Genomic DNA, 21,337 nt, shown 5'->3' with positions numbered 1-21,337 from the left:
AACCCGCTTCATCCTCCTAGAGCTCGTTAAACAATGCCCACACTCAAAGCCATCCCCACCAACGTTATCACCGGCTTTCTGGGGGTAGGCAAGTCCACTGCTATCCTGGAGCTGCTCAAGCGAAAGCCCGAGGGCGAACGCTGGGCGGTGCTGGTCAACGAGTTTGGCGAGGTGGGTATCGATGGCAGTCTGTTCAGCGGACAGGAAAGCGAACAGCAGGGCGTGTTTGTCCGCGAGGTGCCGGGCGGCTGCATGTGCTGCGCGGCAGGTCTGCCCATGCAGATTGCCCTCAATATGCTGCTTGCCCGCTCCAAGCCCGATCGTCTGTTGATTGAGCCCACGGGCCTTGGGCATCCCCGCGAGGTACTGGAAGTGCTGGGGGCGGAGCATTATCGCGAGGTATTGGATCTGCGTGCCACCCTCACGCTGGTGGATGCCCGCAAGATCAGCGATGAGCGCTACACCAGCCACGCCACTTTTAACCAGCAGCTGGCGGTGGCGGATGTGATCGTCGCCAACAAGTCAGACCAGTACCAACCTGGGGATTTCCAGAAACTGGTTGATTATCTTGAGTCTGAAGTGACTGTGGCCGACAAGAGTGTCCACCAGGTTTCCCATGGGCAGCTGCAGCTGTCGTGGCTGCAGGCACCCGCCAGTCAGTACAGTTGCGATCACCACCATCATCATGCATCCCCGGAAACTGCCACCTCGGTGCTGGAGTCACCGCAAATGCCTGCAGAGGGTTACCTTTGCATTGATAATCAGGGCGAGGGCTTTTTCAGCCGTGGCTGGATTTTCAGTCCGGAATGGGTGTTTGATGGCCTTAAACTGTCGGCACTGTTGATGGGGGTGGAGGCCGAGCGCATCAAGGGTGTGTTTGTCACCGAGCAGGGGATTATCGCCTTCAATAAGGCTGACGGGGTTCTGACGGAATCTCAGCTGGACGACAGTCTCGATAGCCGCATCGAGTGCATTGGCACTGACCGGGCATTGCTGGAGTCACTGGAGGCCAAACTGCTTGACTGCGGAACCCGGCAATAAGCTCTACTCTGGGTATAATCAGGCCAATCGGGCAAGTATTTCATCGAATTGCGCGATTTCTGGTCTAGGCTTTATGTGGTCATTCACCACAAACCCCATAGGGAGGAAGCCTCCATGCCCTGTTCACATACCTCCACTCATCCGGAGCACACCCACGGCCCCGGCTGCGGCCACACGGCCATCCGCCACGGTGACCACACGGATTATCTCCACGACGGACACCTGCACTATCCCCACGAAGACCACTACGACGAGCACGCAATCGAAGTCAGTGCCACCAACCCCGATGGCTGTCATGCGGTACACACCTGCGGGGACCACGTGCATGGTCCTGGCTGCGGCCACGAAGCCGTGCCCCACGGCGACCACATCGACTATATAGTCGACGGACGGCTGCATCATGTGCACGACGGCCACTGCGACGATCATGGGCCAGTGGAAATTATCAATTAGGACGCGCTGCAGACAGGCTCAAACAGGCGCTCGAGCTTGTCGAGAGGAATATAGCCCCTGAGGGCCGTGACAAGCTCACCTTTGGTATCGATCAGTAGTGTCCAGGGGGGTGCGGGGGCTTTACTCTGGCAGGTTACGGCTGGCCTGCCCAGATGGTAACGATAAACAGGAAAATCGTTGCTAAATCAGTTCTTGTTCAATCAGTGTCTGTATAGGGGCCGGCCTGGAGAAATAAAACCCCTGAATGACGTCGCAATCAATTTCTTGCAACAGGGCCAGTTGCTCTCTGGTTTCCACACCTTCCGCAACAACGGTTAATCCCAGGCTGTGTCCCATGGCAATTACCGCTTTCACTATGGCAAGCGCATCCTCGTCGGCGGCAATATCATTAATCAACAGCCGGTCAATCTTTAAGGTATCGACGTTAAATCGTCTCAAGTACGCCAGCGATGAGTAGCCAATACCAAAATCATCTATGGCCAAGCGCACTCCGGATTGCTGCAGTTTTTTCAGATGGTGCGTCGTCGATTCGGCCTCCTGTACCAAAAAGGTCTCGGTGATTTCCAATTCTATGCAGGAATTGGGCACTGAGCTGTTATTGATGATTTGCAGCAGCCTGTCCACGCCTTCTTCGAAAATCTGAACGCCCGATATGTTAATGGATACACCAAAAGGTTGGTTCCTGCTGGCGATCAGCTTTTCTGTCTGCTGCAGTGCTTTTTTCAACACCCATTCCCCCAGGGGAATAATCAATCCAGTGTCCTCGGCGATGGGAATAAACTCAGCGGGACTTATCGTCGAGTGGTTTGGTTCGAGCCATCGCACCAGTGCCTCCAAGCCAACAACCTCTGAGGTCTGTGCGTTTACCTGAGTTTGAAAATGCAACTGAAAGCCGTCTTCGCGCAGCGCTGTTTTAAGGTCGCGCTCAATTTCAAAAGCTCTTTTGGCCTTTTCGGAGAGACGGCTTTCGTACATGCTGATTTGGTTGTTGCCTTGCTCTTTGGCTTGGTACATGGCGATATCAGCATGTTTGATCAATTCTTCGGCGCTGGCACCGTGTTGTGGGAAACAGGCGATACCGATACTGCCGTCGATTTGAAAGTGGTGTCCCTGGCAGTTTATAGGATTCTTCAGCGTTTCCAGTAATTCCCTTGCTCGCTGACACCATGCCTCCACTTCTCCAGGTGTTCTTGCCAGCAGCACAAATTCATCACCGCCTATGCGAGCGAGCGTGTCTGTCTCCTGCAGCGCCTGCCTTAAACGCTGGGCGATCAGTACCAGCACTTCATCCCCCAGTGAGTGACCAAAGGTGTCGTTGATGTTCTTGAAGCGATTCAAATCAAGAAACAGCACGGCAAAACTGGATTCGTTCTGCTGAGGCTCCTTAATTGCCGCATTCAAACGTTTAAGTAAGCTCGCTCTGTTGGCCAGGCTGGTGAGAGGGTCATTGTAGGCCATAAATTCAAGCTGATCGCGCTGGCGTATGCGCTGCAATATGATACCGACGATACAGGCGCCAATGGCGAGTAATTGGCGATGAAAATCGCTGGGTTCGCGTATTTCAAATGATGACAGCGCAAAACTGCCAATCGAGTTGCCCTCGGAGTCGCGCACCGGATGCGACCAGCAGGCACAGAGGCCAAATTCGCGAAACACCTCCCGGGTATCGCCACAGCGGCTGTCGTTAATGGCGTCAACGACGTAGACGGGATTATTCTGATACACGGCATTGCCGCAGGAACCGCCAGAGGGACTGGGGACCAGACCGTTGAGTTTGCTGATACCTTCGGGGGGGACGCTGGGGGCGCAAAGCACATCCAACGCTCCCGAGGGTGGCTGCTTGAGCATGATGGAGGCAACGGAATTGGGCAGCAGCTCCTCCGCCATTGAACAGAGTTTTGTGAAAATCTCTTCGTCGCTGCTGTTACCGGCACTCATCTCCAGAATATTCAGTTGAATCTCAAGAATCGCTCTCTGGTCATCGGGATCGAGTTCAAAAGGGGCGAGTGGAACTCGTGCTAAGGAACTGGGGGAGGCTGCGCGCATAAATCTGTCCCGATGCTATGTGGATTATTGTGAAAGTATAGAGAATCGAATCTGAGGATTTAACCCCTGTATGACCGTCGAACTGAGCGAGAGAGCGGCTTCACTACGATAAAATCTTTCTAATAAATAGTTTACGTGTAAGATAAATAGCGATACCATGGTCTCGATGATAACCTGCCAGTCCCAGGGGAGCCCATGGTATGACCAAATCGGTATTTCAAGTCACATTTCCGGTAAGATTCGCCGACTGTGACCCCGATGGCATTGCCTTCTATCCCCGCTACTTCGAAATGATCAACAACGTGGTCGAAGAGTGGATGGCCTCTATGGACTGGTCCTTTGGCTACCTCGTCAAGGAGCTGGGTGACGGTTTGCCTACCGTGAATATCGACTGTCAGTTTCTCTCCCCCAGCCGTCTTGGGGACCAGCTAAACTTTACCCTGAAGGTGCTAAAACTGGGCCAGAGTTCGCTCACGGTGCGAATCGAGGCCATGAATAACGGTACCCTTGCCCTGGGCACCACCAATGTGTTGGTGTACCGCACCGAAAGCAAGGTGATACCCAAGCTCCTGCGCGAGCGGATGACGGATTATCTGCACGAATCCTGAGCCATTCTCTCCACTCATTAACAATAAAAGAGGCGACACATGACTTCACAGAGCGTATTGCAAGACCTGGCCGGATTGCTGGCCACTGGTGGAATCAAGGTGGTGGATCTGACCCGCACCCTGGAGCCGGACACCCCGATTTTGCAACTGCCGCCGGAAATGGGGTGGGGAGAGTCCTGGCCGTTCAGTATGGAAGAGATTTCCCACTACGATGATCGCGGTCCCGCCTGGTACTGGAACAACATTAAGTGCGGTGAGCACACCGGTACTCACTTCGATGCGCCCATTCACTGGGTCACGGGCCAGGATCACGAGAACCATGCCACCGATACCCTGCCTACCGGCAACTTTGTGGCCCCGGCGTTTGTGATTGATGCGGTGGCTGAAGCGGCTGCCAACCCCGATTTTCTGATGACTGTCGACTTTATCAAGGCCTGGGAAGAAAAACATGGCCAGATCACGCCGGGCTCCTGGGTGCTTTATCGCACCGATTGGTCCAAGAAAACCGATAACGATGAATATCTCAATATCAAAGAAGATGGCGGTCACACCCCCGGTTGGGACCCCGATACCGTACGCTTCCTGGCGGAAGAACGTAATGTGATTGGTGTGGGCGTGGAAACCGTGGGTACCGATGCCGGTATTGCACCAACCCAGGATCCCATGTTCCCTTGCCACAATTTGATGCATGGAGCCAACAAGTGTGGCCTTGCCAGCTTGTGTAATCTGGATCAACTGCCGCCCACGGGGGCACTGCTGATCGCTCCGCCGCTTAAGATCAAAAACGGTTCCGGCAGCCCGACCCGGGTGCTGGCATTGGTTGCAAACTAAGCGTTCGGATAGAAAAGATTGGCCCACACAAAACAAAAAGCAATGGTGGGCCAGACAAAAACAATAATAAGATCTCAGAACACAGACTGTATGAGTTAGGCGTCGTCAAAATTCAGATTTGGCAGCGTCAGATAGCATTGATTGGTCGAATTGAGAGTTAGCCACTATGGCGGAAAGGTCGTTTAAAAAAGAAGTGCAGTTGCTGCGCAAAGGCGCGGGCGAAGAGTTGCATGTCGAAGGTATTTTGGGGGTCACCAAGGCCCTGTTACAGGCGGGTGTTGCCTATGTTGGCGGCTATCAGGGTTCGCCTATTTCCCACCTGATGGATGTGCTCAACGATGCCCAGGATATCCTGGGAGAGTTGGATGTGCACTTTGAATCCAACGGCAGCGAGGCCACTGCGGCGGCGATGCTGGCCGCGTCTGTGAACTATCCACTGCGGGGAGCCGTTGCCTGGAAATCCACCGTTGGCACCAACGTCGCCTCTGATGCCTTGGCCAATCTGGCTTCTGGAGGTGTGCAGGGCGGTGCTCTGGTTGTGGTGGGTGAGGACTACGGTGAGGGTTCCTCCATTATGCAGGAGCGCTCTCACGCATTTGCCATGAAATCGCAAATGTGGTTGCTGGATCCGCGCCCCAATCTGCCTATGATCACCGAAATGGTAGAGCAGGGCTTTGAGCTGTCTGAAGCCAGTAATACACCCGTTATGCTGGAGCTGCGTATCCGCGCCTGTCATGTACACGGTACTTTTACCGCGAAAGACAACCAGCGTCCGCGCATGACGGTTAGAGAAGCCAAGGCCAACCCCAATCGCGACTATTCCCGCATCGTTTTACCGCCTTCAAACTTCCTGCACGAAAAGGAGAAAATCGAAGGTCGTCTTCCGGCTGCCATCGAATACATCAAGTCCACCAGGCTCAATGAGTTTATGCCTGGCGACACTGATGAGGTAGGTCTGATTCTCCAGGGTGGCCTCTATAATACGGTGATTCGAGCGCTGAATATCCTCGGGCTTGCCGACAGCTTCGGTAACAGCCGCCTGCCCATGTACGTGATGAATGTCACTTACCCCTATGTGGATGAGGAGATTATTGAGTTTTGTGCCGGCAAAAAAGCGGTACTGATGATCGAGGAAGGGCAGCCGGAATATATCGAGCAGGCGGTGGCCCATATCCTGCGCAAGGCCGACCTGCAAACGCGGCTTTACGGCAAGGATGTTCTGCCTTCCTATGGCGAATACCAGGGCGCCGTGGTCATGGAAGGCGTGAAGAAGTTTCTGCACGCGGCGCTGCCGCAACTGCTGGGTGATGAAAACGCCGAAGACAGTGTGGCTTTTTTCGAGCCCAAGCCCGTCAGTCTGGAAGAAGACACCAAGGCTGAAAAAGCGCAACTGATTCCGGTCAAGCAGCTGGAGGGAGAAATTCCGCCGCGACCTTCAGGTTTCTGTGTGGGATGCCCCGAGCGTCCCATCTTCAGTGCCATGAAGCAGGTGCAGCAGGAAACCGGTGAAGTGCATGTCAGCAGCGACATCGGATGCCACCTTTTCTCCATCCTGCCGCCATTTAATCTGGGCGCTACTACCATGGGCTACGGCCTGGGCGCGGCCAGTGGTTCTGCCTTTAACGTCGATTCCGACCGCCCCAGTATCAGCGTTATGGGGGACGGGGGGTTCTGGCATAACGGCCTCACCTCCGGCATCAGCAATGCAGTGTTCAACAAGAGCAACGATATCGTTGTGATTGTGGACAATAACTATGCTGCTGCAACGGGTGGCCAGGATATCCTTTCGTCCAAGGGCGAGCTGGAGAATCGCTCCACCCAGCACGCCATTGAACACGCTGTTAAGGGCGTGGGTGTTGAATGGGTGCAGACCATCGATACCTACGATGTCGGGTCCATGAAAGATACTCTCAAGGAGGCCATGAATACGCCCGTTGACGGCCCCAAGGTCATTATCGCCCAAAACGAATGTATGCTGAACAAGCAGCGTCGTGAAAAACCGGCATTCAAAAAGAAAGTGAAAGCAGGCAAGCGCGTCGTGCGCGAACGCTTCTTTGTCGACAGCGATACCTGTACCGGCGATCACGCTTGTATTCGACTGTCCGGTTGTCCGTCGCTGACGGTGAAGGACAATCCGAATCCTCTCAAAAGTGATCCGGTGGCCTATGTCGACAACGATTGTCTGGGTTGTGGTCTCTGTGGAGCCAATGCCCATACTGCGGTGTTGTGTCCATCGTTTTCACGCACAGAGATTGTGTTTAACCCGAGTATTGTTGATCGCCTCCTCGGCGGCCTGCGTCGTTCGGTTATCGGTTTTCTGCAAAACCGGATTGATCGTCGTTTGAAAAAGTACGCGTTTTAAGGAGAGGAGATAACGATGAGCAATTTGGTATCTGAGATTCAACCGATCAAGATCGCCATCTCCGCCATGGGTGGTCAGGGCGGTGGCGTGTTGTCCAACTGGATCCGCGATGTGGCGGAAGCCCACGATTATCTGGCTCAGTCCACGTCTGTTCCGGGTGTGGCGCAACGAACCGGCGCCACCATTTACTATCTGGAGATTTTCCCAGAGGCAGAGGCAAAGCGGGTCAATCAGCTACCCGTGTTGAGCATGAATCCGGTTCCCGGCGATGTGGATTTGCTGATTGCCGCCGAACTGGTGGAAGCTGGTCGTGCGGTGCAGAGAGGTTTTGTGACTCCCGACCGTACGACTCTGATTGCTGCCACTCACCGTTCTTATACGGTAGCGGAAAAGGAGCAGATGGGTAACGGTCTGGCGGATAGTGGCAAAATAATGTCAGCCTTGCAGGCCGCCTCCAAAGATTGTATTGCTTTCGATATGGAGCAGTTGGCCAAGGACAATCAATCGGTGATCAGTTCGGTATTGTTTGGTGCGATTGCCGGTACTCGTGTCTTGCCCTTTAAGAAAGAGGAGTTTGAAGAGGCAATTCGCAAAGGTGGTATTGCGGTTGAAACCAACCTCAAGGCGTTTGAAGCAGCTTATCAACGGGCTGAACAGCATATGCTGGAAACCCCCGAAGATAGCCGCCAGGAAAAAGACCTACCGGTTCCACAAAGTGCGGCAACTCCTCAGGGCGAAGCCCTGCTACAGCGGATCAAGGGTTCATTTCCTGCGGAGGTACAGGGTATTGTTTGCGAAGGTGTTCGCCAATTGGTGGATTACCAGGACTTTGCTTACGCGGAGCTCTATTTGGATCGCATGGATCAGGTTCTGGCGCGCGATAAAGAAAGCAACTTCGCCCTCAGCCGCGAGACGGCTCGCTACCTGGCACTGTGGATGGCGTTCCAGGATACGATTCGCGTGGCGGATCAAAAGACCCGCCGCGAGCGCAGTGAACGCATTCGCAGCGAAGTTAAGGCGCAACCGGGTCAGTTTGTTTATCCCGTGGAATTTCTGCATCCCCGCTATGAAGAAATTTGCGATACTTTGCCTAAGGGGCTTGGCGAGTTTATGCTGAACTCCGGTGGTTTAAAGAAGCTGTTGGGTGGCTTGTTTACCCACGGTCGCAAGCTTCAGACCGGCAAGCTCAGCGGTTATCTCTTGATGTATACGCTGGCCAGTCTGCGCTTTATGCGTCGTTCGACCTTGCGTTACGCCCATGAGAATACGGCGATTGAGGCGTGGTTGCAAAATGTGTTGGATCTGGCGGGGCGCAATTATGCTCTGGCACTTGCTGTGAGTCGGGCACCTCGTTTGATCAAGGGGTATGGCCCCACCCACGCTCGCGGCATGAAGCGCTTTAATGCGGTAATGAAAGTCGTGGAGCAACAGGGTTCCAGCCTTTCCGGTGTCACGGTGCAGGAGTTGTGTGATGCCGCCCTGGCGGGCGAAGATGGCAAGGCGTTCGATGAGGCGCTTGCTGCTTTGCCGGTGGCCACAACGCCTAGTGATAATGTGGTTGAGATGCGACAGTCTGCGGTTTCGGCTTGATATCTTGTAAGCTGATCAGTGAAGTTCCAGGAAACGCCCGTTATCGGGCGTTTTTTCGTTTTGCGACTTAACACTGGTGGATGATGATACCGCTGCTGGAGTTATTGGGCAATGTCTCTTGTGTGCCATAACCGGTCTTAGAAATTCGCAGGATTGGTACTCTGATGGCGTTGTTTATGCGTAGGGCGGATTAGGCGCTTGCGCCGTAATCCGCCGGTTCTGCCGGAGATGTTCGTTGGCTGCGGCCCGGTTTTTAACACCCTTGAATGTTCCTGCAACAGGTGATTTATACACGGCCGCCGCCAATTTAAACCTTCGGCGGATCGGTGGATTACGAAGCGCAAAGCGCTTCTAATCCACCCTACGTCGTGCGGCCGTTGCGGACATCATCGAACGCCCATGGTGCCCTGAACCAGGATTATGAACTTCCGCTCCTGGCACTTTGCTGAAGATTAATTCCCAAACACTCCTCTGATAACGAAAGATCCCAGAGATACGAAAAAGCCCCGCAACTGCGAGGCTCTTTATTCAAGTGTCGTTAATCAGAAGTTGTACTTAACATTAAACCGCCATTCCCTCCCACGATTGTAAATACCCTCATAGGTCTGGAAGGCATCGCCGATAATCCCGGTCGTCAGGTACTTCTCATCGGTGATGTTTTTTAACGTCAATTGCGCATCCCAAACTTCGTCGTTGCTGGTCCAGTTCAGGTTGGCGTTAAACAGATCATAGGCGTCCTGGGCAATCAGCTCGGTGTTGAATGAGTCCATATACTCCTTGGAGCGATAGGACCAATCCACCCGAGCGGTAAAGGAACCGATGTCGGTATAGAAATCGCGGCTGACAGCAAGGCTCGCCGTGCGCTCGGGTACGCGTTCAAACTCATTGCCGGGATCGATAAAGGTTTCCTCAAAATCGATATCGTCGTAGCGGGCGTTGAGCCAGCCGTAGCTGGCCTCCACCAGCCAGTTTTCGGCCGGCAACCAGCTCAGTTCAGTTTCCCAACCGGTGATTTTGGCAGACGCTGCGTTCTTGGTGACCGGTGCTACGCTGGTGAAAACTTGGATTTGCAGGTCGTCATACACGGTGTGGAAGGCTGCGGCGTTTAATTTCAACCGGCCATCCAGGCCTGTGTACTTCACACCCAGTTCGTAAACTTCAACAAATTCCGGATCGAAGTCGGGAATCAGGTCGGTATCGCTGGCGTCCGCCGGGGCGGTAAATCCTGCAACCTGGGGTGGAAAAACCCGCTGGGTAAAGCCGCCGCTCTTAAAGCCCTCGGAATAACTGGCGTAGAGCATGGTGTTGTCATTCAGATGGAAGGAGGCGTTCACCATGGGGGTGACTTCGGAGATGGACTGCTTGTCAGTCGCCAGCGGCAGTACCCGTGTGCCCGCCTGCATGAAGGGTGCATCCAGCATCGGGTGGCCGCTGCCGGCAAAGTAGTTCTGCAAGATGACCTGGTCGGGGGTGAATTCCTTGTCTTCCTTGGTATAGCGCAATCCCAGAGTCAGACTGAACCAGTCGGTAAAGTCCATGGTGGCCTGTCCGAAGGCGGCCTTGGATGTATTGGAAAATTCACCACCGCTGGTAAAGTTGGAGACGGTAAAGTCCAGGGTGTTCACGTTATCGCCGTCTTCATCAAAGTAGTAAAGGCCAAAAATCCAGTTTAACTTGGCGTCAAGATGGCTGCCCAGCAGCTGGAATTCCTGGGTAAATTGCGTTTGCTCGAGAGTGTCGTGAAACTGGCTGACGCGATGGGGGGAGTGGTCACCATCGCGAGAGAATTCCGCATCCAGATCGCGCCAGGCAGTGATGGATTTAAAGGTCAGATTGTCATTGATGTCCCAAGTCATATTCAGGTTTGTGGCCTTGAAATCTGACTCGGATTTGGCTGGCGCGGTGCCGGCGTTTTTGCTGTCGCCCAGGTCGTAACGCAGGTCATAACAACCGGGTACGTCCAGGTTGATTTTATTAATCGGGTTGGCACAGGGGCTGCCATCCGTGGCTCCCGCCATGGCATTGGCGACCACGTTGTGGATAACGGCCATCGGTGGTGTGTTGGGATCAATGGGGTTGCCCAGGTTGATGTCCATCAAGGTCATCGGCGGTCCGTTCTCTCGATCACGGGAAAACTCTGCCGAGAAGTTCATTTCAAAGTCGCTGCTGGGGGCCCAGACCGCGTTAAAGCGCCCGGTCTGGGTGTCATCGTCACCCAGTTCGACGCCGTCCAGTCTCTCCACATAACCGTCCTGGGACATGTCCGCCAATGAAATGCGGGTGTGGAGCGTATCGCTGAGGGGAATATCGACAGTGCCTTTGACGGTCAACGCGTTATCCGTGCCCAATCCGACGGAAACTTTGCCGCCGAATTCGGCGTCCGGTTTCTGGCTGGTAATACTGATGGCACCGCCGATGGTATTACGACCAAACAGCGTGCCCTGGGGACCGCGCAGGACTTCCACCTGGGCGATATCCACCAGATCCAGAATCGCGCCCACTGAGCGGGCGATATACACGCCATCCACATAGAGACCCACGCCGGGTTCAGTGGTGGGCAGGAATTCTTTCTGGCCAACACCGCGAATATAGATGGAGGCCGCGTTGGAGGCGCCGCCAAAGCTGGGGTTGCTCTGGAAGCTCATATTGGGCGCGTAGGCGGCTACTCCGTTCAATTTGGTCACGCCGCGTTTTTCCATGCCCTCGCCGGAAAAGGCGGTCACGGCGATAGGGGTGTCCTGAAGGTTTTCTTCGCGTTTACGGGCGGTAACCACAATTTCCTCGACCGCCCAATGTTGGGTGTCTTTTGCTTCTGCCTGAGTGGCAGCGGCGGGCAGACCGCCAATGATGGTAGCGGCTATCATCTGGCTAAGCAGTTTGGCTTTCATTGTTCATGCCTCCAGTGGGCTGATTTTTGGATTTATAGATTTTTCGAATTATTGATTTTTTGTAGGTTCAGTGTGAAACGGATTCCGGGTGAGATCTATGCATGAATTGCAGGGCCTATTCAGTAACTGCTGCCGAGTCGCGATTGATTGATCCAGGTGCATAAGTTTCCGGTTACTGGATCTCGGAAACTGCGCAAGTTGCATAGGCGCGACCTTCTCTGAATATTCCCATTGGGACTAAGTCTCTAGCATAAATCCTGAAATCCATAACAGCGATAAGCGACCATCTAAGAGCAACGATGGTTGGCATCAAAGAGAGGCAAAAGGTGACGGCGATGAATCAAGCACTGACGGAAACGACAATCGATCCCATGGCATTTCGCAATGCATTGGGCAATTTTGCCACAGGCGTAACTATTGTTACTGCCAGGGATGACGCTGGAGAAGGCAGTAATCAGTACGTTGGTACAACCGCCAGCAGTTTTAATTCTGTTTCCCTGGAACCCCCTCTGGTTCTATGGAGTATTGACAAGCGTGCCCGCAGTCTGGAGGCCTATGAAAAGGCGGAGTTCTTCGCGGTGAATGTATTGGCCGCGGACCAGGTCTCTCTGTCGAATCACTTTGCACGGCCCCAGGAGGATAAGTTCTCCGGTATTGACTATGAATTGGGATTGGGTGATGCGCCGCTATTGAAGGGTTGTGCGGCACAGTTCGAGTGTGAGACCAAGTATCAGTATGAGGGCGGTGACCACATTATTATTGTGGGTGAGGTCAAGCGTTTTCACACGACGGGTCGCTCGGGATTGATGTTTCATCGGGGCAAGTATGTGGTGTCCAGTTTTCATCCCTGCAATGAGCAGTTGCCGGATGACTTGGGAACGGATGCGGGTTTTGTGGATGATTATCTGCATTATTTGGTCGGACGCAGTTTTGATCAGTTGATGACGAAGCTCACCAGTGTGTTGCATTCGCAGGGGTTGGATGAGAACGAGTATCGGGTGATGGCCTCTCTGGGTGGCAAGGATGGCTGCAGCCTGAAGGAGTTGATGCACAATTCGATTCTTTCCGAGGAGGTGGTTAACGATAAGTTGCGTGGGTTGTGTGCCGCGGGGTTGTTGTCGCGGGAGCATCATGGGGATACAACCCGCATCAAGTTGACGGACACTGGCCGGCAGAAGTTGGAGCCGCTGTTGAAGGTGGCCAAGACAAATGAGGCCGAGGCGCTCGGGGTGTTTACTGCCGATGAGGCAATGATGTTTAAGCGTTATTTGCGACGCATTATTGCCTGGACGGAATGATTTTATTAATAACGAGGAACAGACGATGAAAGGTTTGCAGGATAAGGTAGCGATTGTTACGGGTGGTGCGGCGAGTATTGGTGAGGCGGTGACGCGGGCGTTGTATGGCGCGGGTACCAAGGTGGTGATTGCAGCCCGCAGTACGGATGTGGGTGAGGCCTTGGCGTCGGATTTGGGCGCAGGCGCGGTTTTTCAGCGCACGGATTTGCAGCGGGATGAGGATATCAAGGCGCTGGTGGGGCGTGCGCTGGAGGAGTTCGGGCAGATTGATTTTGTGGTGAATGTGGCGGCGTTGTATGACGATGATGGCATGGCGTCGAGTCGGCAGCAGTGGGTGGATACGTTCAATACGAATGTGTTTGGTCATGCGTTGTTGGTGAATGAGGCGCAGCCGTATCTGGCTAAGAGTACCGGTGGGGCGGTTGTAAATTTTGGCAGTATTTCTGCGGCCATTGCTCAGGCGGGGCGTTGGACCTATCCGGTGTCTAAGGCGGCGATTCATCAGTTGACGCGGAATATGGCGTTGGATCTGGCTAAGGATCGGGTGACGGTGAATACGATTTTGGCGGGGATTACCTGGAGTGTGCCTGTGGCGGGTTTGACGGAGAATAATCGTCAGATTGCCGATGAGGTGGTGTCGAATTATCAGCCTTTGGGGCGTGTGGTTGAGGCTGAGGAGGTGGCTGATGCGGTGTTGTTTTTGTGTTCGGATCACGCCCGGTTTATTACCGGGGCGGAGATTCCTGTGGATGGGGGCTATTCGGCGCTTGGGCCTGAGGCGACGGAGTCTTGTATGGTGGCGATGATGCGGGCTGTTGAGGAATCGAAGGTTAGTTGACCCTGGCAGGTTTTTCCTGCACTCGTTTATGCCCGCCTTTGTGCGGGTTTTTTTATTAGACGCTGTTCTTGAAGGATGAGCTCCGACCGAAACTATCATGGAGTTCGCAGGCTTTGTGGAAAGTGGCTTTTGGTTGGGTGCCTCAAGCGGCGGCTGGGGGTTCCGTTTTGGAGCTAAGCCGCGCCCTTCCAGGGTGCCTTCAGTTACAAAAAAGCCCAACAGAAAACGTTGGTCTTTTTTGCTCCTTCAGCGCTGGCTTTTGATGCTCCAAAACGAAACCCCCAGCCACCTTTTGCACTGCAGTTCTCGTAGATTTGTGCCTCATCGTTAATAGGCAACAGGAGCAGTTAGAACTTCGAACGCTTCATCGTTTCCGACGGGGATTCGCCATAGACTTCTTTGTAGGTGACTGAGAAGCGTCCCAGCTGGGTAAATCCCCATTTGCTGGCAATGGCGGTGACGCTGTCGCCGTTGGATGCCATGAGGTCTTTGCGGGCGTTTTCAAAGCGCAGTGATCTCAGGTAGTTGAGGGGGCTTTGGCCGCGGAATTTTCGAAATCCTTCGTGCAGTGAGCGGGGGCTGACGCCGGTGACGGCGACGAGGTCGTCGATGGAGATGTGGGAGGCGATGTTGGCGCGGATGTATTCTTCGGCTTTTTTAACGTGCGCCGGTGCAATAGAGTGCGACTTTGACAGCAGTGTGTCGGTGTAGTTGTGTGGTTGTGCGTAGAGCAGGTTGGTCATAATCAACTGTTCCATATGTTCGGCACCGCCACCTGCGGTTACCGGTTGGTCGTTCTGGAACTCCGTCAGCATGTAGTCGATTAGTCGCCACCAGGCTTTGATTTTCTGGTCTTCACTGAACATCAACAGATCAAACGCCAGGGGGGCATTGAGCGGCTGGGCAATCAGTGAGCTAAGGCGTTTTTCTATGGCGTTACGGGAAATTTGTACGAGCAGTTGTTCACAGTCTTCGCTCCAGCGCATGGACAGGTGTTCGTCGGGTGCGGGAATGGAGGCGGCGGATTCATCGGAGATTACGGTTTGGTTGCCGCTGTTGATTTCCGCAAAGCCGGCGAGAGGAAGCTGGATCAGGAAGAAATCGTTGAGTTCACCCGGGGTGATGTCCACTTCGGCGCCGTACTGCATGTAGTTGAGTGAGACGTCGGCGATTTTGGCACGGTGGTGGCGGGCTCTTAAGCTGTTGCCCTTGACCGGTGTCAGTTTGTGGTCGCAGTAGACTTTGGCGACTTCCGCGCGGACAAAGTCCACGTCATCGGAGTGAAACAGTTCGTGATTTGTCAGCAAATCCATCTCGGTTTCTCCTCGGCTTTCCCATTATTATTAGTCCCGTCCGGCAGACGGGTGACGCTTTGGATACTTCGAATATACTCCCGATTGGGTATGTCGACTACTAAAACAAGCCCGGGCCCGCACCAATGTGCGCAATCGGCATAGCGACTGCGCAATCGGTATAGCCATATAGTGACGGAGGTTATATCACGAAGCCAGTATAGAAATACTTTACATGTAATGCAATTTTCGGTTGTGACTCATGGTGCCGCTCGGGTCATCCGATAGCCTTTGCCACCAGATAGCCAGAGCCACCGCCCAGGCCGGGCCCCGGATGGGTGGAGGCGCCAATGTGGTAGAGGCCTTTGACCGGTGTGGTGTGGTTCTTAAGGGCTCTCAAGGGGCGCCAGAACAGGAATTGGTCGAGGGAGCAGACGCCGGAGTAGGCGTCGCCCTGTTCGAGATTGATGTTCATGGCTTCCAGGTCTTTGGGGGAGTAGACCTTGCGCGCGAGCAGATCGGTTTTCAGATTGGGAATATTGTTGCTGAGTTGGTCAACAATGCGGTCGGCGTAGTGTTCGCGAATGTGTTGGTTCCATTCGCCATCGGTGGGGATGTCGATTTCAGCACGTGCGTCGCCAAGGATCTGGCGAGGAATTTCCTGCAGTTGCAGCCACAGAATCCATTTGCCGTGCGGTGCCCTGCTGGGGTCAAGAGCGGTGGGTTGGCAGACGACGATGGTGGCTTTGTCGGGCAGCAGGCCGTTGTCGGCCTGGTTGACGGCGGTGGAGACGCTGTTGAGGCCGCCGGTGACGTGCAGCATGACCACGTCTTGCATGGCCGGGTCTTGCCACTGGGGCGGTTGATCCATGGCGATGTGAATCATCATCATGCCGCGGCCATAGCGGTATTCTTTGGCCTGGGTGGCGACGTCGTCCGGTATCCACCGGCTCGGCAGCAGTTTGTGGTAGAGCTGTGTCGGGGTGGTGTTGCAGATGACGGCTTTACTGGCCCACCAGGTTTCGCCGTCGGCGGTCTTGACGCCGTGGGCGATGCCATTTTCCACCAGCACTTGGTCCACCTGTTGGCCGCAGACAATCTGCCCGCCGTTTTCTTCGATGATGGCCTGGTAGCATTCGACGATCTTCTGGTTGCCGCCTTTAACCACCGGGTTGCCGGTTTGTTCGATGCTGAAGGCCATAACCTGATTCATAAGGCCGGAGAAGGTGGAGTCTGGGCCCAGGCCGGCGTGCAGTACCCAGGGTGCCAGCATGGCCTTGCTGACATCTGAATTGAAGGTGTTGTTGAGCCAGTCGCGGGCGTTGAACATGGCCTGGGCGGCAAAGTCCAGCATGCCCTGAATGCCGAGGTTCCAGGTATAGCGGGCCAGCAGTTTGACGGTAGCAAAACTCCAGAGTGAGCTGCCCAGCAGGCCAAACACCAGTTCGGCTTTGCGTTCCAGGTCTTGCATGGCCTGTTGATAGTTGTCGCCGTCGCCCGGTGAGAGCGCGTTCATGGCGTCGATGTTGCGCTGGCGGTCGCGACTGAGTATCAGCGAGCGGTTGTCTTCGGTGACGACGCCCGTTGGGGTGTCGTTATTGCAATATTCCATGCCGTGGCGGTGCAGGTCGTCTCCCAATTCGGCGTAGGCAGGGGAGGAGACCACCAGCGGGTGCACGGCGGAAAACACTTCGTGCTTGAAGCCCGGCAGGGTGATTTCTTCGGTGCGAATACAGCCGCCAGCTAGTGGGTTGCGTTCGAGTACGCAGACTTTGTGACCTTTTTTGGCTAGCAGTGCCGCGCAGACGAGTGAGTTCATGCCACTGCCTACAATGATGTAATCCCAATTTTTCATAGTGATGCTCGCGCTATCGTTATTGATTTCTGGTTCGGCTGATCTCAAAAATACCTGTCTCAATTTTCCTGACAAGTGAAAACGCGGGTCCAAAAACGATTCCTGCCGTCTCTGAACAGGTTGTGCGTAAGGCGCATAGTTTTCGATGGGTGGGACCGCTTAAATGACCATCAATGCAGTGGCAGATATTCAATGTGAGGATCAGAACATGCGAAAAATAACGATTATCGGCGCCGGCCAAAGTGGCCTGCAACTGGGGATTGGACTTCTCAAAAAGGGCTACGAGGTGACTATTGTCACTAATAAAACCGCAGAAGAAGTGGAGCGGGGACGCATCACCTCCAGTCAATGTATGTTTGATATGGCACTGCAACATGAGCGGGACCTGGGGATTAACTTCTGGGACAATGACTGCCCATGGGTCGACGGTATTGGTTTTTCCATTATGGGGACGGATATCTCCTGGTCGCATCGTCTGGATAAGCCGGCGCAGTCTGTGGACCAGCGGGTAAAAATGCCTGTATGGATGAATACGTTTGAGGAACTCGGTGGAGATCTCCAGATTCAGGAGGTTTCGTTGGCAGACCTGGATCGCATGGAGAAGCAGTGTGATCTGTTGTTGGTGGCTTCCGGTAAGGGCGAAATCGGTAAGATGTTTGAGCGCGATGCCGTTAAGTCGGCGTTCGATAAGCCTATGCGCGCGCTGGGTTTGACCTATGTGAAAAACATGAAACCTCGCGATGAGTACAGCGCGGTGCAGTTTAATCTGATTCCGGGTGTCGGTGAGTATTTCAGTTTTCCGGCGCTGACCACCAACGGTGCCTGTGACATTCTGGTGTTTGAGGGGATTCCCGGCGGTGAGATGGATTGTTGGGGCGGCGTGGATTCGCCCGACCAGCACCTGGAGGTAAGCAAAGACATTATTCGCAAATTTGTGCCGGAAGAGGCGGACCGTATTACGGACATTGAGTTAACCGATGATCTTGGGGTACTGGCCGGTCGCTTCCCTCCCACCATTCGCAACCCGATTGGCCGTTTGCCTTCGGGTGGTATTGCCTATGGCATTGCGGATTCGGTTTGCCTGAACGATCCGATTACCGGCCAGGGTTCCAACAACGCCAGTAAATGCGTTGCCCTGCACCTGGACAGCATCGTCAGTCATGGCGACCAGCCCTTCGACGAGAAGTGGATGAACAAGACGTTTGATAAATATTGGAGCTACGCCCAGTGGGTGGTGGCCTGGACCAATATGCTGTTACTGCCGCCCGAAGAGCACACACTGAAGATGCTGGCGCAGTGTGCCCAGGATGAGGCACTGGCACAGCGGATGGCGAACGGCTTTGACGATCCGCGGGATTACTATCCCTGGTTTGTGCAACCCAATGCCGTCGACGTGGAAAAACTCTGGCAGGCCGCCTGACGCTTACAGCCGTTCCTTTACAACAGCCCAAGGTCGGCGGCGATCATGGCCGCCTGACGACGGCGGCGCACGCCCAGCTTACTGAATATGCTCTGCCAGTACCATTTAACGGTACCTTCGGTAATGGACAGGGCATGGGCAATTTCAGCGTTACTCTTGTCGCTGCGGCACAGGTTGAGAATTTCCTTTTCCCGCTCCGTCAGATTGACGTCGGCAATGTCCATATTGGCGTGAGCGTCGGCGGCCGTGGTTTTTGCAGGTTTGCCATAGGTCGGCAGAATCCGCTCAATGGTTTCCCTGACTCCGGCTTCTTGCGCGCCGGGGGCGTACTGCTGTAGATAAGGCGCAAGGGCGGGGCCCTCGTCGGCAAACACGCGGCAATAGCCATGGGCAACGGCCTCGTCCAGGGCAAAAGACAGGTACTGTCTGCCCGACAGGGGATCTTCGTGGGTATAGTGGATGTCGGCCAACACAACCGCGCAGCGCACGGCCTCGAAATAGCAGTGATGTTCCTTGAGGTGGTTATGCCAGTGGCTCAATACCCGGATGGCGTTACTGGGGTTGCCCATGGCAACGCTGATGCGTACCCATGCCAGGGTCTGTAGCAGGTGGATCCGATCGCTGTTTTCTCCGGGCTGGTACTGACTGGCGCCGCCGCTGATACCCAGGGCACGGGCCAGGGAAAAGGCGGCACTCTTGTCGCCCAGAATCAGCAACTGGCGGATATGCTCCGTGGCCATGGCGCAGCGCAGGCGCTCAAAGCCGGTGCTCAGGGCCGCCTTGCGGCCCTGCTCCAGAATACTTTCCGTCGGGCTGTTGGGGCATTGTGAAAATTCAAGTCTGGCTCGGGTCAGGTAACCGCAGATGATATTTTCCGCAAAGCCAAAACCCTGCGACAGGGGCAGGTACTTGCGTACCAGCTCTTCGGCCCGGGCGAGATCGTTACGTTCGTAGGCGATGGCGGCGAGATGCAGACAGGGCATGGCCGTCAGCGGGGCAAAGCGGCCGTGCAGTTGACTGGCTGTTACCTCTGCCCGTTCAAAAAAGTCTCGCGCCTTGTCGAGTTGCCCCTGCATTAACAGGGTGGCCCCACACAGACAATCTCCCTTGACCACGCCGTAAGGAAAGTTGGCCTCGACGTGCAGTTCGTGCAACGCATCGACTTTGGCGGTCACATCATGGAGCACAAATTGATCCCGCTCCGATACCATCAACATGGTCTTGGCCGAGGATACCATGGACAGGTCTTCGTTGATGTGGTGCAGTAGCCAGTGTTCCGCCAGCTTTTGCGCGTCTTGGGTGGCGTCGGAGAAAAACGCGTAGGACATTTCCCGATGCGCGTATTTGCTTTCCAGGAACTCCAGCTCCTCAGTGGGCAGATCGGTTCTCTGCTGGTATTCGTCCAGCACGTGTCGCACCTGGCTCAGGGCGATACGAGCCTTGTCAAAGCGCCAGGTAACAATCCACTGCCAAATGCGATCCATCTGCTGGCTGGGGTGGTTGCGGGTGGCTTCGTCAGACAGGGCTTCTGCGTAACTTTCCAGTACAGAAATTTTGCCTTGGTAGAACAATTCCGCGCTGATTTTATCGAGAATGGCGGCGGCGTGATTGTGGTTGCCGGATTCCAGTGCGTGCTCGATGGCGTCGGTAAATTCCCGCCGCTGTTCATGCCAGTGGCTGGCCCGTGTGTGAATGCCGGCCACTTGATCGCCATGGCACTGGTGCATTTTTTTGCGCAAGTACTGGGAAAACAGGTGGTGAAATCGAAACCAGTAATCGACATCATCCAACGCAATAATAAACAGGTGGTGTTCCCGCAGTTGCTCAAGGATATCGGCGGCGTTGCTGATATTGAAAACCTGGTTACAAAGCTGGAAATTAAATCTGGGTAACAGCGAGCATCGCAACAGAAACTGGTGTTGTTCTTCGCTCAGCCGGCTCAATATCTCATCACCGAGAAATTCGCTGATGCTGCGATTTTCGCCCGTAAACTCACGGATAAAGTGCTCGGGATTGTCGCAGTTACGCAGGCTGATCGACGCCAATTGCATGCCGGCCGCCCAGCCCTCCGCCTTGTCCGACAGCAGGTCGATCTGCTGGGTGTTGATGGCCAGGTTGAGCGTGTCGGCAAAAAAGTGCTGGCTTTCAGAGTGGGAAAAGCGCAGTGCCTCCTGCTCAATTTCACACACTTCATCCAGCATGCGCAGGCGCGACAGGGGCAGCCAGCGGGGGGTGTTGCGAGTGGCCACCACGCAGCGCAACTGATCAGAACCGAGCAATATCTCCTTCAATACCGCACTGATTTCCCGGGTCTCGGCCAGGTAGTAGTCATCGATAAACAATGTCATCGGCCGCGGCAGCGTGGCGATGGCGTCGATAAAATTCAGGGAGATCAGTTCCGTGGAATCGGTGAAACCCGCCTGTAACAGTGACAGCAGTGATTCGGCGAACTCCGGTTGACGCTGGCGGATGGCGTGAATGGTGTTGCGAAGGAACTTGCCCAGATCAGCGTCATACTTGTCCAGGCTCAGCCAGGTCACGTCCAGCCCGGCTGCGTCCAGGCTCTGGAAGTGTTGGGCCAGGACTGAGGACTTGCCATAGCCGGCCGGGGCGCACACCAAAGTCAGTTTTTTCTGTCTGGCGTTTGCCATGGTATCGAGGATGGATTCCCGCCGCACGCTGCTGGATTGAATGTCCGGCGGCGTGAATCTTGTTTTAACAAACAGAAAACCCTGTTCCGACATCAACGCGTTGCTCCCTCCAGCGGTCAGTGCATGTTCCAGCCTAGCCTACCTATTATAGTCCGGCACCTATC

14 protein-coding genes are annotated in these 21,337 nt (G+C 54.6%); 9 read left to right on the top strand and 5 right to left on the bottom strand.

Going from position 1 to position 21,337, the window contains the following annotated elements; all coding sequences use genetic code 11:
* Nucleotides 1–33: 33 nt before the first annotated feature.
* Together HBA55_RS12460 and HBA55_RS12455 are read left to right on the top strand one after the other, a co-directional pair.
* Nucleotides 34–1,041, top strand: coding sequence for a CobW family GTP-binding protein (locus tag HBA55_RS12460; protein WP_166991380.1), 1,008 nt, complete (start codon nt 34–36; stop codon nt 1,039–1,041).
* Between the two features lie 114 nt (nt 1,042–1,155).
* On the top strand, nt 1,156–1,494 hold the full coding sequence (locus HBA55_RS12455; RefSeq protein ID WP_166991377.1) for a hypothetical protein: 339 nt from the start codon (nt 1,156–1,158) through the stop codon (nt 1,492–1,494).
* A 180-nt stretch (nt 1,495–1,674) separates the two neighbouring features.
* Here HBA55_RS12455 and HBA55_RS12450 read toward each other — a convergent pair whose 3' ends face one another.
* Nucleotides 1,675–3,540 carry a sensor domain-containing phosphodiesterase gene (locus HBA55_RS12450; protein ID WP_166991374.1) on the bottom strand — a complete coding sequence of 622 codons (1,866 nt, stop codon included), beginning with the start codon at nt 3,538–3,540 and terminating at the stop codon, nt 1,675–1,677.
* A 200-nt stretch (nt 3,541–3,740) separates the two neighbouring features.
* Between HBA55_RS12450 and HBA55_RS12445 the strand changes: the two genes are divergently transcribed.
* From HBA55_RS12445 to HBA55_RS12430, 4 genes are all read left to right on the top strand, one after another.
* On the top strand, nt 3,741–4,148 hold the full coding sequence (locus HBA55_RS12445; RefSeq protein ID WP_166991371.1) for an acyl-CoA thioesterase: 408 nt from the start codon (nt 3,741–3,743) through the stop codon (nt 4,146–4,148).
* A 39-nt stretch (nt 4,149–4,187) separates the two neighbouring features.
* Complete coding sequence (locus HBA55_RS12440; RefSeq protein WP_166991367.1) at nt 4,188–4,979, top strand: cyclase family protein; 792 nt, start codon at nt 4,188–4,190, stop codon at nt 4,977–4,979.
* A 166-nt stretch (nt 4,980–5,145) separates the two neighbouring features.
* Entirely contained in the window at nt 5,146–7,341 is a 2,196-nt protein-coding gene (locus tag HBA55_RS12435; protein ID WP_166991364.1) for an indolepyruvate ferredoxin oxidoreductase subunit alpha, read from the top strand.
* A 15-nt stretch (nt 7,342–7,356) separates the two neighbouring features.
* Nucleotides 7,357–8,931: an indolepyruvate oxidoreductase subunit beta family protein gene (locus HBA55_RS12430; protein ID WP_206019771.1), complete on the top strand. Its 1,575-nt coding sequence runs from the start codon at nt 7,357–7,359 to the stop codon at nt 8,929–8,931.
* Nucleotides 8,932–9,473: 542 nt separating this feature from the next.
* Here the strand turns inward: HBA55_RS12430 and HBA55_RS12425 are convergent.
* Entirely contained in the window at nt 9,474–11,819 is a 2,346-nt protein-coding gene (locus tag HBA55_RS12425; protein WP_166991361.1) for a TonB-dependent receptor, read from the bottom strand.
* 335 nt (nt 11,820–12,154) lie between these two features.
* Between HBA55_RS12425 and HBA55_RS12420 the strand changes: the two genes are divergently transcribed.
* Together HBA55_RS12420 and HBA55_RS12415 are read left to right on the top strand one after the other, a co-directional pair.
* On the top strand, nt 12,155–13,117 hold the full coding sequence (locus HBA55_RS12420; RefSeq protein ID WP_166991358.1) for a flavin reductase: 963 nt from the start codon (nt 12,155–12,157) through the stop codon (nt 13,115–13,117).
* Nucleotides 13,118–13,142: 25 nt separating this feature from the next.
* Nucleotides 13,143–13,955, top strand: a complete 813-nt coding sequence (locus HBA55_RS12415; protein ID WP_166991355.1) for an SDR family oxidoreductase — start codon at nt 13,143–13,145, stop codon at nt 13,953–13,955.
* A gap of 347 nt (nt 13,956–14,302) precedes the next feature.
* Here HBA55_RS12415 and HBA55_RS12410 read toward each other — a convergent pair whose 3' ends face one another.
* The gene (locus HBA55_RS12410; protein WP_166991352.1) at nt 14,303–15,268 is read right to left on the bottom strand and encodes an AraC family transcriptional regulator; all 966 of its coding nucleotides are present in this window, start codon (nt 15,266–15,268) and stop codon (nt 14,303–14,305) included.
* Between the two features lie 256 nt (nt 15,269–15,524).
* Entirely contained in the window at nt 15,525–17,102 is a 1,578-nt protein-coding gene (locus HBA55_RS12405; protein ID WP_166991349.1) for a phytoene desaturase family protein, read from the bottom strand.
* 163 nt (nt 17,103–17,265) lie between these two features.
* Here HBA55_RS12405 and HBA55_RS12400 point away from each other — a divergent pair, with 163 nt between their 5' ends.
* A complete protein-coding gene (locus HBA55_RS12400; protein ID WP_240946052.1) occupies nt 17,266–18,522 on the top strand; it encodes a styrene monooxygenase/indole monooxygenase family protein in 1,257 nt (418 codons plus the stop codon).
* 17 nt (nt 18,523–18,539) lie between these two features.
* On the opposite strand, the gene HBA55_RS12395 is transcribed toward HBA55_RS12400, so the two are convergent.
* Complete coding sequence (locus tag HBA55_RS12395) at nt 18,540–21,266, bottom strand: winged helix-turn-helix domain-containing protein (protein WP_166991346.1); 2,727 nt, start codon at nt 21,264–21,266, stop codon at nt 18,540–18,542.
* Nucleotides 21,267–21,337: the final 71 nt, after the last annotated feature.

The organism is Pseudomaricurvus alkylphenolicus, from assembly GCF_011683955.1.
In the GTDB taxonomy this organism is placed as follows: domain Bacteria; phylum Pseudomonadota; class Gammaproteobacteria; order Pseudomonadales; family Cellvibrionaceae; genus Pseudomaricurvus; species Pseudomaricurvus alkylphenolicus.
The sequence above is the reverse complement of the archived record's forward strand: the minus strand, read 5'-3'. Positions and strand labels throughout refer to the sequence as shown.

What these genes read in the sequence shown, in the direction of transcription:
- HBA55_RS12410 (WP_166991352.1), bottom strand. Translation starts at nt 15,268, where the DNA reads ATGGATTTGCTGACAAATCACGAACTGTTTCACTCCGATGACGTGGAC.
- HBA55_RS12445 (WP_166991371.1), top strand. Translation starts at nt 3,741, where the DNA reads ATGACCAAATCGGTATTTCAAGTCACATTTCCGGTAAGATTCGCCGAC.
- HBA55_RS12455 (WP_166991377.1), top strand. Translation starts at nt 1,156, where the DNA reads ATGCCCTGTTCACATACCTCCACTCATCCGGAGCACACCCACGGCCCC.
- HBA55_RS12420 (WP_166991358.1), top strand. Translation starts at nt 12,155, where the DNA reads ATGAATCAAGCACTGACGGAAACGACAATCGATCCCATGGCATTTCGC.
- HBA55_RS12395 (WP_166991346.1), bottom strand. Translation starts at nt 21,266, where the DNA reads ATGTCGGAACAGGGTTTTCTGTTTGTTAAAACAAGATTCACGCCGCCG.
- HBA55_RS12400 (WP_240946052.1), top strand. Translation starts at nt 17,266, where the DNA reads ATGACCATCAATGCAGTGGCAGATATTCAATGTGAGGATCAGAACATG.
- HBA55_RS12425 (WP_166991361.1), bottom strand. Translation starts at nt 11,819, where the DNA reads ATGAAAGCCAAACTGCTTAGCCAGATGATAGCCGCTACCATCATTGGC.
- HBA55_RS12460 (WP_166991380.1), top strand. Translation starts at nt 34, where the DNA reads ATGCCCACACTCAAAGCCATCCCCACCAACGTTATCACCGGCTTTCTG.
- HBA55_RS12440 (WP_166991367.1), top strand. Translation starts at nt 4,188, where the DNA reads ATGACTTCACAGAGCGTATTGCAAGACCTGGCCGGATTGCTGGCCACT.
- HBA55_RS12415 (WP_166991355.1), top strand. Translation starts at nt 13,143, where the DNA reads ATGAAAGGTTTGCAGGATAAGGTAGCGATTGTTACGGGTGGTGCGGCG.
- HBA55_RS12450 (WP_166991374.1), bottom strand. Translation starts at nt 3,540, where the DNA reads ATGCGCGCAGCCTCCCCCAGTTCCTTAGCACGAGTTCCACTCGCCCCT.
- HBA55_RS12435 (WP_166991364.1), top strand. Translation starts at nt 5,146, where the DNA reads ATGGCGGAAAGGTCGTTTAAAAAAGAAGTGCAGTTGCTGCGCAAAGGC.
- HBA55_RS12405 (WP_166991349.1), bottom strand. Translation starts at nt 17,102, where the DNA reads ATGAAAAATTGGGATTACATCATTGTAGGCAGTGGCATGAACTCACTC.
- HBA55_RS12430 (WP_206019771.1), top strand. Translation starts at nt 7,357, where the DNA reads ATGAGCAATTTGGTATCTGAGATTCAACCGATCAAGATCGCCATCTCC.